7 protein-coding genes are annotated in these 13,452 nt (G+C 44.9%); all 7 read right to left on the reverse strand.

Going from position 1 to position 13,452, the window contains the following annotated elements:
• Positions 1 to 34: 34 nt before the first annotated feature.
• Complete coding sequence (gene glgB / locus PQ469_RS19240; protein WP_274209139.1) at positions 35 to 2,200, reverse strand: 1,4-alpha-glucan branching protein GlgB; 2,166 nt, start codon at positions 2,198 to 2,200, stop codon at positions 35 to 37.
• A gap of 243 nt (positions 2,201 to 2,443) precedes the next feature.
• Positions 2,444 to 4,924 carry a glycoside hydrolase family 31 protein gene (locus PQ469_RS19245; protein ID WP_274209140.1) on the reverse strand — a complete coding sequence of 827 codons (2,481 nt, stop codon included), beginning with the start codon at positions 4,922 to 4,924 and terminating at the stop codon, positions 2,444 to 2,446.
• 112 nt (positions 4,925 to 5,036) lie between these two features.
• Positions 5,037 to 6,398 (reverse strand): MFS transporter, encoded by a 1,362-nt coding sequence (locus PQ469_RS19250; RefSeq protein ID WP_274209141.1) that lies wholly within the window; start codon positions 6,396 to 6,398, stop codon positions 5,037 to 5,039.
• A 161-nt stretch (positions 6,399 to 6,559) separates the two neighbouring features.
• Complete coding sequence (locus tag PQ469_RS19255) at positions 6,560 to 8,281, reverse strand: alpha-amylase family glycosyl hydrolase (RefSeq protein WP_274209142.1); 1,722 nt, start codon at positions 8,279 to 8,281, stop codon at positions 6,560 to 6,562.
• Positions 8,282 to 8,376: 95 nt separating this feature from the next.
• Positions 8,377 to 10,686 (reverse strand): glycoside hydrolase family 65 protein, encoded by a 2,310-nt coding sequence (locus tag PQ469_RS19260; protein ID WP_274209143.1) that lies wholly within the window; start codon positions 10,684 to 10,686, stop codon positions 8,377 to 8,379.
• An 86-nt stretch (positions 10,687 to 10,772) separates the two neighbouring features.
• Entirely contained in the window at positions 10,773 to 11,420 is a 648-nt protein-coding gene (pgmB, locus tag PQ469_RS19265) for a beta-phosphoglucomutase (RefSeq protein ID WP_274209144.1), read from the reverse strand.
• 45 nt (positions 11,421 to 11,465) lie between these two features.
• Positions 11,466 to 13,328 (reverse strand): glycoside hydrolase family 13 protein, encoded by a 1,863-nt coding sequence (locus PQ469_RS19270; RefSeq protein WP_274209145.1) that lies wholly within the window; start codon positions 13,326 to 13,328, stop codon positions 11,466 to 11,468.
• Positions 13,329 to 13,452 lie beyond the last annotated feature (124 nt).

Consider the following 13,452-nt stretch of genomic DNA (forward strand, 5'->3'; position numbering starts at 1 on the left):
ATGGTTGAATATATTTATAGCGATTTGGCGTTATTTATCGCTTTAGTTCGTATTTGGCAGGTGCATCGGGTATTTTTTTAAATACTGTGGCTGCCAAAGGGGGTATGGTAATGTTAACGGAGTTATCCTTGCCATGCCATTTTTCGGCATCGGCAGTTACCGCGTCGTAATTGATGATACCGCTGCCCCAAAGGTTTTGAGCATCTGAGTTAAATACTTCCTGCCATTTGCCGCCTGCGGGTACGCCAATGCGGTAGTTATAACGCGGTACCGGGGTCATGTTCAGGATAATTACCAGGTCGTCGGCGCGGTTATGCCCCATACGGCCATAAACCAGTATCGAGTCGTTGGCGTTGCCACCGTCTATCCATTCAAAGCCGGTAAAGTCAAAGGCTTTTTCATACAGCGCAGGCTCATCCTTATACAGCTGGTTAAGCGCTTTAACCGTTGCAGCCATACCCTGGTGATTAGGATATTGCATTACATGCCATTGTAACGACTGGCTATAATTCCACTCATCACCCTGCCCAAACTCGGCACCCATAAATAGCAATTTGGTACCCGGGTGCGTAAACATGTAACTGTACATGAGGCGCAGGTTGGCAAATTGCTGCCACTCATCACCGGGCATTTTGCGCAGCATGCTACCTTTGCCGTATACCACCTCATCGTGCGAGAAAGGCAGCATAAAGTTTTCGGTAAAGGCGTATATGGTACTAAAGGTGATTTCGTTATGGTGATACTTACGGTGGATAGGATCTTCTTTAAAATAATCGATGGTATCGTGCATCCATCCCATCATCCATTTCATCCCGAAACCTAAGCCTCCCAAATAAACCGGGCGGCTAACACCGGTAAACGATGTAGATTCTTCGGCAATGGTTTGGGTTGATGGGAAATGACTGTAAACGGCCTCGTTAAACTCTTTCAGGAACGAAATAGCTTCCAGGTTTTCGTTACCGCCATAAATATTTGCCTCCCACTCGCCATGTTTGCGCGAGTAATCAAGGTAAAGCATAGATGCTACAGCATCTACCCGTAAACCATCGGCATGGTATCTATCCAGCCAAAACAGCGCGTTACTAATCAGGAATGACCTAACTTCGTTACGCCCATAGTTAAATATATACGATTTCCAATCGGGATGGAATCCTTTACGGGCGTCGGCATGCTCATACAGGTGTGTGCCATCAAATTTGTACAAAGCATGAATATCGCCCGGGAAATGCGATGGCACCCAATCCAGGATTACACCGATGCCAGCCTTGTGAAATTCTTCGATAAGAAACATCAGTTCCTGGGGCGAGCCATAACGGGAAGCCGCAGCAAAGTAGCCCGAAATTTGGTAGCCCCAGCTTGGATAATACGGGTGCTCCATTATAGGCATAAACTCTACGTGTGTAAAGCCCATTTCTTTAACGTATGGCACCAGTTTGTGCGCCAGTTCGGTATAAGTTAAAAACTGGTCGGGGCTTTCGGGGCTGCGGGCCCATGAACCCAGGTGCACTTCGTAAACGCTGTAAGGTTTATCAAGCGCATTATGCTCATGGCGGTTAGCCATCCAGTCGCCATCGGTCCATTCGTAAAAGGTATCAACAACTATGGATGCTGTGCTTGGCGGTACTTCCCAGCGCAGGGCAAAAGGATCGGCCTTTTCCAGGTCTTCGCCGGTTGATGATTTTATATAATATTTATAGGTTTCGCCTACGCCCACATTCGGGATAAAACCTTCCCAGATGCCGGATGAATCCCAACGGGCATTCAAACTGTGCGAACCGCGGTTCCAGCCGTTAAAGTTTGCTATAACCGATACATACTGCGCGTTTGGCGCCCAAACGGAAAAGTAGGTACCCACTACGCCCTGATATTCCACCACGTGCGAGCCAAACTTTTCATAAAGCTTAAAGTGCTTTCCCGACTTAAATAAACTGATATCAAAATCGGTAAAGCGGCTATATGGCTCAACGGCTTTTAATATTACAGTATTTGTGGCTTGTACCGCTTCGGCAACTTTGACTTTAGCGGTTTTGGGCTTGGTTGTTTTCGCAACTGGCGCTGCTTTAGCTTTTACAGCTTTTTTAGCGGTGTCTGCAACAACTTCGGGTTCAACTTTATTTGCCTTTGCTTTGGTTGCTTTTTTTTCTTTTACAGGCTTTTCTTCCGGTAGCGGGGTGTCGGTTGTCTTCGTTTTTTTGGCCATGATATAGATAACCTGTAGGGGCTTGTAACAATAACCCAAATTACAGGATTGAGTTTGGTTTATATAAAATCAAATATAACAGGATTATGACATTATGCAGGGTTTAAGGGATTTATTTTTTAAAGCAGGATGGGTGGCGAAGAATCAAGAGACAAGAATCAGGAGTTAAGACATTGACCTGGTATTTAAAACTGTACAAAGCATAAAAAAGCCGCCTTTTTAGGGCGGCTTTTTTATGCTTTGTTATTTTGAGATTTCTATCTGCTTAAACTTTTTACTGTATTTAAACTCCATGGTGCCATCAGCGTTGATGGTAAAAGCTGTTACATTTTTACCGTCGACCATTATTTTGTGTGGCTTAAATGGTAAGCCGATAACGTTAAAGTGATAGCCCTCATAGCGTGGAGTGTACAGTCCCTCCATGCTTTGGCCTATGGTTAGCTTTCTTGAGTTGCCATTTACCACAAATTTTTTTTCAAGGTAAATATCTTGCTCATAGGCAAAAGTTTCGCCGTAATCTTCAAACAGGAAAGAGTTTACTTCGTAATCGGTATAGTAAACGTTCAGTTTAACTTCTTCAATTTCCTTTTCGCCTGTGTATTGCATCACCGGGTATTCGGGTATTACCGATCCGGCCTTTACAAACAGCGGCATGGTTTCCAGCGGGGTGTCAACGGTTACTTCCTTACCACCTTCCAGCACTTCAAATGTCCAGTAATTGAACCATTTACCTTTTGGCAGGTACACGTTGCGTTTTATCTGGCCTGGCTCCATTACCGGGCAAACCAAAATTTTATCGCCATAGGTAAATTCATCCTGGCGGAAGTGGTTTAACAACACATCCTGCTCATGCATTACCACCGGCCTCAAAATAGGGAAACCGTAGCGGTGGTGCTCCCAAAAAGTAGAGTATAAGTACGGAATAAGCCTGTAACGCAGCTCGATAAATTTGCGATTGATTTCGGTAAACGGTTCGCCAAAACTCCAGGGCTCGCGCTCTTTGGTATCACCTGCAGAGTGCGCGCGCATAAAAGGCGAGAAGGTGCCCAACTGTATCCAGCGGGTAAATAGTTCGCCATCAGGCTCGCCGCTAAAACCGCCAATATCTGTACCGCAGAAAGGGATGCCCGATACTGATAGGCGCTGGCATTGGATGTTGCCTAATTTGAGGTGTTCCCATGAGGCCACATTATCGCCCGTCCACGCGGATGAGTAACGTTGTACGCCCGAGTATCCCGCCCTGGTTATAGTAAAAGGACGTTTGTTTTTCATGATCTTGCGCAAACCTTCGTAGGTTGAGCGTACCATTTGCATTCCGTAAACATTATGTGCCTTGCGGTGCGACCCACGGTGCCCATCGTATTGATGCCTAACATCATCCGGGAACGTGCCTGCTCCAAACACGGCAGGTTCGTTCATATCATTCCAAACGCCGGCCACGCCCATATCTACCAACTCCTCAAATAAGCCTCCCCACCATTCGCGCACTTCGGGGTTGGTAAAATCCGGAAACTGGCAGCGACCCGGCCAAACGTGACCTTCCATAAAGTAATCATCGCTGCGGCGGCAAAAATATCTATTTTCTTTACCTTCTTTAAACACCCAATAGTTATCATCAACACGGATGCCCGGATCAATAATTACAACGGTTTTAAACCCATCTGCAGCCAATTCGCTGATCATTTTCTTCGGGTCCGGGAAGTATTTCTTATTCCAGGTAAAGCAACGGTAGCCATCCATGTAATCGATATCTAAATAGATACCATCGCAGGGGATCTTATTTTCGCGGAAACCTTTGGCAATTTTACGTACCTTGGCTTCGGGATAATAACTCCATCGGCACTGGTGATAACCCAGCGCCCAAAGCGGTGGCATTGGGTGCGTGCCTGTTAAAATGTGGTAGCTTTTTACCACATCCATCATGTGGGGTCCGTGGATATAATAGTATTGCAGTTCGCCGCCATCAGCCCAAAAACTGGTTTTGGTTTTGTCTTCGGCGCCAAAATCAAAATGCGCCTTAAAGGTATTATCAAAAAATATACCGTGGGCAATACCCTCGTTTACGCTGATGTAAAAAGGAATGCTACGGTAAAGCGGATCCTGGTTCCAGGCAAAGGAGTATGCATCGGTGTTCCAGTTCTTCAGCCTTTTACCACGCAGGTTAAGCTCGGTAGGCTTATCGCCCAGGCCAAAAAAGCTTTCATCTTTAGCGCATGTTTTGGTGCAAAACACGTAATAACCACCAAACTGAACATTCTCTTCCCAGTGCATAGGTACGGCGTCTGAACTGGTTACATGGTTATTGCTATCAGAAAACGAAATGAAAAAATCCTTTTTACGGATATGACAATTTATCGATTTAGTTGCTACACGAAACTCGTTATCATCCTCATACAGGGTGAAGGCTGCGGCTTTATGCTCCAGCTTTGGAACGGCGTATGAGAATTCTTCAAGGAAAACGCTATGCGGCGCCAATCTTACACGGATAATCTCGTCGGTAACAACAACAACTTCTACTTTGGCATCGCCATCTGTAAAGTAAAATTTATTGCCTATCTGATCGGCATGGTTTGGTATGCCAAGGTATTTTTTGATGATGGGTTTTATGCCATCGGCTGGGTTATTAAGGTGATGAAACTCCTCTTCCTCTTCTTCTTCCAGCAAGTTTTTAATTTCAACTATCTTACTGGTTAGCTCTTCCGGATTGGGTGTGTTACTTTCCATTCAAATTATTTAACGGGGTTTGTGCAAATATGTATAATGTGTACTTACTACGCAATATACGACATTTGATTTGAGGAAAAATCATTAACCGAGGTAGTTTTTAACGTTTTCTTCAATTTGAAACCTCTATTATTTGAATTTTCTTACCATCCTGCACAAAAAACACCGATATAGCTGCGATAAACATAAAAACACCACCCATAATTAAACCGTAAATCGACTCGCTATTAAACAAATGTTTGATAATAAGGCTGCTGCTAAGGCTGCTTACTATTTGCGGAAACGTGATAAAAAAGTTGAACAGCCCCATGTAAACCCCGATTTTTTTTGCCGGTATCGAGCTTGATAATATGGCATACGGCATGGCCAAAATACTGCCCCACGCCAAGCCTACGCCAACCATTGACAAGTACAACAAATTATGGTTTTCAATAAAAAACACCGAAATTAAACCAATACCGCCCATGGCTAATGAAAAAGCATGCGTTCTTTTCCGGTTAATCTTTTTAACTATCCACGGTAATGATAGTGCGTACAATGCCGAAACGCCGTTGTATACGCCAAACATTTTACCTACAAAATCACTGGCATTGTTATAAGCCTGTGAAGATGTATCGCCCGAAGGCAGATGAAATATGTGTGTAGCTATGGCAGGGGTTGTCCAAACCCACATGGAGAACAGGGCAAACCACGAAAAAAACTGTACCAAACCAAGCTGTTTCATGGTTTTGGGCATGTTTACCAAATCATTTATAAATTCCATAATGCCGCTTCGCTTTACCGTTTCTGCATCTGGCTCATGAAATTTAGCATATTCTTCGGGCGGGTATTCTTTTGTTTTTACAACCGTCCATAAAATACAACCGATTAATATCAGCCCGCCGGCATAAAATGAATAAAGCAGATTATCAGGTACGATGCCCTTTGCCGCAACTGAAGGCACATGAAGCCATTCGCTTAAAACAGATGGCAATACCGAACCCATAATGGCGCCCACGCCTATCAGGCAAGTCTGCATGGAAAACCCGGCAGTATGCTGACTATCGGGCAGGTTATCGGCAACCAATGCCCTAAACGGCTCCATAGCAACGTTAAAGGATGCATCCATCAGCATGAGCATACCTGCGCCAACAATTATGGGCGGGATTAAAAATGCAAGCCCCGATGAATTCGGCAAAAAGCAAAGCGCCAAACCAGACAGCAAAGCGCCGGTTAAAAAATAAGGGCGACGCCGGCCCAAACGGTTCCAGGTACGATCGCTGTAATGCCCGATAATTGGCTGAATGATCATCCCGGTAAGCGGGGCTGCCAACCAAAAAAACGACAGGTTACCCACATCGGCACCAAAGGTTTGCAATATGCGGCTTGCATACCCGGTTTGCAGCGCGAAGCCAAACTGGATACCCAAAAAGCCAAAGCTCATGTTCCAGATTTGCCAGAAACTTAATCTTGGCTTTTGTAATACTTTATTCATCTTTTTGGTTCATTGGTTCACTGGTTCATTAGTTCATTAGTCTTTTATGGCTGGCATACTCCATAATATGTCATTGCGAGGTACGAAGCAATCGCAAGGATGCAAATCGGATATGCATAGTTCGCGATTGCTTCGTACCTCGCAATAACATATAAAAAATACTAAAACTCCAGCATCAACCCGCTACTGGCCCCTACAGTTACTTCAACACCATTTTTAATATCACTGGTGCCGAATTTGCTGCCGCTGAGCAGATCGGTAAATTGCTGTTTGCCGTTTATATTTAGTTTGTGTAACAGGTCATCCGGGAGTTTTACGCTTAATTTGCGGGCATCCCGGTTAAAATTGGTTATCACTAATATACGCTGATTATTGGTATAACGCAGGTATACGTACATTTTAGTATCAAAACCAGGCTGGTGCTCATTAGCCATCATCAGTTCATAAAAAGCGCCGGTTTTAATGGCTTCGCTGTTGTGTACGGCGTTAAGCAGGGTACTATAAAAGTCGCGCAATTTTTTCTGATTATCAGATAGTTTACCGCCGTCATAAGCGCCGCCGTTAAGCCATTTCTGGTGTTCGGGCACACCCCAATAGTCAAATATCGAGCTGCGGCCATCATTACCGCTAAAGCCTTCACTACCTGCTCCGGGTTCGCCAACTTCCTGGCCAAAGTAGATCATTACCGGCCCGGTATTTAGGGTAGCTGTTATTATCATACCCGGTACGGCCAGCCATGGGTTGCCCGCAAAATCAGGCGATGCAATGCGTTGCTCGTCATGGTTTTCCATAAAACGGAGCATATGTTCGTCTATACCTTTGCTATCGTGGTTCCACACGGCGTTTATTCCCCAGGTATTGGTGTGGTAATCGTTACGGGTTAAGTTGCGGATAGTATCGTACAAGCCAACCTTATCGTACAGGTAATCAAAATGTCCTTTAAATATATAATCGCTGTATTTGCCTTTATCGTATGCTTCGCCAATGAAAACGATGCCGGGATGCTCCGCTTTCATTTTTGGAATTACCCAAGCCCAGAATTCAATAGGCACCATTTCTACCATATCGCAGCGAAAACCATCAACACCTTTGGCAGTCCAGTATTTTAAAATATCGTAAACTTTATTCCAAAGCGGTGGCACCGGGTCGAAGTGGCCTCGGCGATGATCCATGTAATCAACCCCATAGTTCAACTTCATCGTCTCGAACCAATCATTAATAGATGGCGATGCGCTGAACACATCGTTACCAGTTGCTTTGGCTGGATTCTCATCAAATTTACCATCCTTTAAAGGGCTTTTAAATTCATCGCCGCCGGGATTGTATCCCGGCGGAACCGTAAATGATTGCCCTGGTATGTAGTAAAAGTCATTTTGCGGGCTAAAGCCTTTGCTTTTATCATCATCCTGACCGAAGTCGCGTACGCCGGCCGGTTTTACATCTGATGCATAAGTACGGGCCACGTGGTTGGGTACCAAATCCATCAACACCTTTAAACCGCTGGCATGGGTACGTTTGATGAGTTCCTCGTATTCACGGATGCGGTTTTTCACGTCAACGGCCAGATCAGGATCAATATCATAATAGTCCTTAATGGCATACGGTGAACCTGCCCTGCCCTTCACAATATCCGGATCGTCGGCCTTAATGCCGTAAGCCGAATAATCAGTCATGGTGGCATGCTCAATTACGCCGGTATACCAAACATAGGTGAAGCCCATTTTTTTAATTTCCTGAAGGGCTTTATCGTTAATGTCGTTTAGCTTGCCAACGCCATTCTCTTCAATTGAGCCATTGGTTTTGTTAAGTGTTTTAGTATTGCCAAAAAGCCGTGGCAATAGTTGGTATATGATCAGCTTATGATTGGCTGCGGTTTGTTCCATTTTCGTTTTTTTAGGGTGATGTTTCGTCTGCGCAAGCGAAATTAACGGAATCATTGATACCGCTATAAAACAGGAGAAAAGTTTATTGCTTTTCATTATGCCTCAACCAATAATTCCTCGTTGGCATTTACCAACTGATCTTTTCCGTAAACAGATACCGTGGTTGCCACATCAGACAGGTTTTTGATTTGCACGCCTTCCTTGCTTACTTTGATATTTAGCAAAGCCCCACGGAAACCGATATGGAACGAAAAAGACGCCCATTTTTCGGGGATAAACGGCTGGAACAACAGTTTGCCATCTCTTACACGCATACCGCCAAAACCTTCCACAACAGCCATCCACGTGCCGGCCATTGAGGTGATGTGGCAGCCATCTTCGGTATCGTTATTGTAATCGTCCAAATCTAAGCGGGCAGTACGCAGGTAAAATTCGTAAGCACGAGCCTCATCACCCAATTTGGCAGCTAAAATAGCGTGCACACATGGCGACAATGACGACTCATGCACCGTGCGTGGCTCGTAATAATCAAAATTTCTGCGGATTGTATCTATATCGTAATCATCTTCAAAAAAGTAAATGCCCTGTAATACGTCGGCCTGTTTAATGTAGCAGGAGCGCAGTATCCTATCCCAGCTCCATTTCTGGTTCAACGGGCGATCTGTTGCCGGCAGGTCTTTTACTAATATCTGTTCTTTATCCAGGTAACCGTCCTGCTGTAAAAATATGCCCCGCTTTTCATCGTGGCCCAGGTACATATTTTCAACAATGTGGCCAAAACGGCTAAACTCTGTAGCCTCATCCAGGCCGATCCTGGCCGCAAGGGCATCGTATTTAGCCTTATCGGCTGTCTTCACTTTTTCGGCAGCTTCCATGGTATATTTCATACACCAAACGGCCAGCATGCTGGTATACCAGTTATTGTTTACATTATTCTCGTACTCATTTGGCCCGGTAACACCCAGCATTACATATAGTTGCTTATCCTGCGACCAGCTTACCCGTTGCGACCAAAACCTGGCTATCGCTATCAGCACTTCAAAGCCATAATCGGCCAGGTATGCTTCATCGGCGGTATAGCGCACGTAGTTAAAAATAGCGTAAGCGATAGCGCCATTCCGGTGAATTTCTTCAAAGGTGATCTCCCACTCGTTATGGCATTCGGTACCATCCATAGTAACCATGGGATATAATGCTGCCCCGTTTTTAAAACCTAATAAAGCCGCATTCTCGATAGCCTTGCCCAATTGTTTATAACGGTAAAGCAATAGGTTGCGGGTAACCTTTTGCGGCGCGGTGGCAAGGTAAAAAGGTACGCAATAAGCCTCGGTATCCCAATAGGTCGAGCCTCCGTATTTTTCGCCGGTAAAGCCTTTCGGGCCAATATTCAGGCGGTCGTCTTCGCCGGTATAGGTCTGGTTAAGCTGAAAAATATTAAAGCGGATGGCTTGCTGAGCCGATTCATCACCTTCGATAATGATATCGTTGTGTTTCCATTTTTCGGCCCAGGCAGCGGCCTGTTCGGCAAGCATGGTTTCAAAGCCCTTAGCGCTAATGCGATTTAAAGTAGCTGCCAACGAGGCAACCAGTTCTTCGGGTTTATGATTTTGTGACGACAGGTTAGCGACGTACTTAATAATGCTGATGCTTTGACCCTGCTGTGCCTGTAATTCAATTTTTGATGCTACGTATTTTTCTTTCGATATCGTTGTTGTTTTTGGCCGGATAGTTTCGCCATTTTTCAAAACACTGAATTTCATACCGGTAGCTACTTCAAAACCGGTTTTTTTGGTGCGCATTACTATGTAGCCGCCATCAGGCTGGTTAGCTTTGGTCACCTCGTCCCAAAACTTCTCGTCGTAGTTGGAATCCTTGTTCACCACATCGCCGTCAATAGCCGGGGTAATAGCGATGGTACCGCTAAAGTTTAATGGAGTAATTGTGTACCTGATAGCAGCCGTTTCATCATCAACCATACTGCAAAAGCGGCAGGCTTCAACCGATACTTCTTTGCCCGATGCGGTTTTTGCGGTAAATGTACGTTTCAGGTAACCTTCCTTCATGTTCAATTCACGGCGGAAGCCGGTAACCTCGCATTTGGCCAAATCCAATTGTTCGCCACCTAAAACTACATCAATAATTGTCCAGTTAGCGGCATTCAGCACTTTGGCAAAGTATTCAGGGTAGCCGTTTTTCCACCAGCCTACGCGGGTTTTATCGGGATAATATACCCCGGCAACATAGTTGCCCAGCAGGGTTTCGCCGCTGTATGCCTCCTCAAAGTTGGCTCGCTGGCCCATGCGGCCATTACCCAAACTAAATATGCTTTCAGATACCTGGTGATGATGTGCATCAAAGCCCTCTTCGATTATCTTCCACTCATCAACTTTAATGTAATTTTTCATAACAATGCATTAAGCCCCTCTAAATCTCCCCTAAAGGGGAGACTTTTAAAAGCCCTACCCTTTAGGGGAGGGTTGGGTGGGGCTTCTTATAATTTAAATAATTTATCTAACGTCATTTTATCTAACCCGCTGATTACCAAATCGGCATCCAGTACGCCGGGCTGGCCTATGCCAACTACCTTCATACCGCCGGCTTTAGCTGCCTCTATCCCGGCAATGGCATCTTCAAATACCACGCATTCTTCGGGTTCAACACTTAGGGCCTTGGCTCCTGCTAAAAAAACTTCAGGATCGGGTTTGGCTTTGCTTACTTTGTTGCCATCAATAACCGCATCGAAAAGATTGGTAATACCAATTTTGTTGAGGATGGTCATCGAGTTTTTGCTGGCCGAGCCCAAGGCTATCTTGATACCTGCTTTGCGGCATATTTCTACAAACTCCTTTGCACCGGGCAGTATTTCATCGGGTTTCATCTGGTTAACCATTTCCATGTACCAGGTATTTTTTTGGGTAGCCAAAATTTCCTGCTCTGCAGCAGTTTTGGTTACGCCTCCCCAGCCTAAAATAAGCTCGAGCGAGCGTACCCGGCTTACGCCTTTTAATTGTTCGTTCTGGTGTTCTGTAAAATCGAAGCCCAGGGAGTTGGCTAATTGTTTCCAGGCCTTATAATGATAAACGGCTGTATCAACAATTACACCATCCAGATCGAAAATACATGCTTTAATATTGTTCATTGTAACTTTTTAGATACGCGGCTCAAAGCCACTAAGATATAATTTTTAATGAGTACCGCCGGGTAATATTTCGAGCACCAAAGTTGTTTTGCCAGGTATGTTCACTTGTGCCAGGTCAACAGGCTCGTCAGTTATCACATTGCGGGCTTTTTTGGCATCGCCAATTCGTTCAAAATACCGGTCGGTTGTTGTAGTTTGATCTTTATCGCTGCTGTTGAAAATAATCATCACCGTTTTGGCGGCATCATACCTGAAGTATACATAAATTCCCTTTTCGGGTACAAACTGCATCATTTTTCCGGTTTGCAGTGCGGTTGTGCCTTTGCGGTAATTGGCCAGCTTGCTTACATAGTTAAAGGCCTCGTTTTCTTTTTTGCTACGGCCATCGGCAGTAAATTTATTCTCTTTATCCCCTTTCCAGCCGCCGGCAAAATCCTCACGTACAAGGCCATCCGGATCAGAATAGTTTTTCATCAGGATCTCGTCGCCATAATATAACTGCGGCACGCCACGCATGGTCAGCAACATGGCCATGGCTGATTTATATTTCGTAAAATCCTCTTTCACAACAGATAACAGGCGGCTCATATCATGGTTATCCATAAATATGGTGTTACGGGTGGCATCCTGGTACAAAAAGTCCTGCGCTATAACGGAGTATAGGCGACCAACGCCATCTGTCCATCCGTCATTACCGTTTAAGGCCTCGTAAATAGCGTCTTTCAATACGGCATCGGTTACACCAGGCAGGTGGGTATCCATACCGCGATTAACAGTATTACCCTGTGTAAAAAAGGCTTGGTTTGCTGCCGACCATACCAGCGTTTCGCCAAAAATGGAAAGCTTTGGAAATTCGGCCTTAACATCCTGCGCCCATTTGGCCATATATGCCGGATCGTTATACGGGTAAGTATCTAAGCGGAAACCATCGATACCTGCATATTCCACCCACCAAATGTGGTTTTGTGTAAGGTAGTTTTGTACGTAAGTGTTATTTTGATTCATATCGGCCATCCGATGATCAAACCATCCATCGGCCATCAGTTTGCGGTCCATTGGCGAAGCATGCGGATCCATCACTGCGGCATCCCTGAAATTTGATTTGGTATATGTTGGCCACTGGTGTACCCAGCTTTTCATTGGCATATCCATAATGGTATAGCCTTCGGTACCGGCATGGTTGTGCACCAGGTCTTTAATTACCTTAATGCCCATGCTGTGGCATTTTTCAACAAATTTTTTGTATAGCTCGTTGGTGCCGTAACGTGGGTCTATTTTATAATAATCGGTAACGGCGTAGCCATGGTATGATGCGTGCGGTTCGTCGTTCTCAATTTCCGGGGTCATCCAGATTGCAGTAATGCCTAATGCTTTTAAATAATCAAGGTGGTTTATCACTCCCTGGATATCACCGCCATGGCGGCTATACATCGAATCGCGATGAACACCTTTCTCGCGCATATTATCAAATGAGTCGTTGCTTTCATCTCCGTTGCTGAAGCGATCGGGCATAATGAGGTAGATCAGATCCTTGCTGGTTACGCCCTGGATGCGGCCGGCAGATTTGTCACGTTTATTTAGCGTATATTGGTAAACCAGGTCCTTTTGGCCGGCCTTTGTAAATTTTATCGGGAACGTTCCCGGAACTGCAGAAGAAAGAAGCTGCAGATCGAGGAATAAATAATTTGAATTTTCTACTTTATGCACCGCTTTCAGCTTTACGCCGCGGTAATTAATTACTACATTCCGGCCGGCAATGTTGTTGCCATGCACTATCAATTGCAGGTTAGGGTTGCTCATACCCACCCACCACGACATAGGCTCAACACGCTCTAAAGCAGGCATTTGTGCCGATGCACCCAACGCAAGCACAAGGCTGCATAAGGCAAAAAGTAAAGTTTTTTTCATACTATAAAACAGGTCAAAAAAAGTGTAATTGGCTGCGGACGGCTTTTGGGCCTATCCGCGCTTCAAATTTATAATAAAATTGATTTGTTGTGCGAAAATTTTAATAATTGTTGATGCGGAAAAA

The organism is Mucilaginibacter sp. KACC 22773 (genome assembly GCF_028736215.1).
Taxonomy (GTDB): Bacteria; Bacteroidota; Bacteroidia; order Sphingobacteriales; family Sphingobacteriaceae; genus Mucilaginibacter.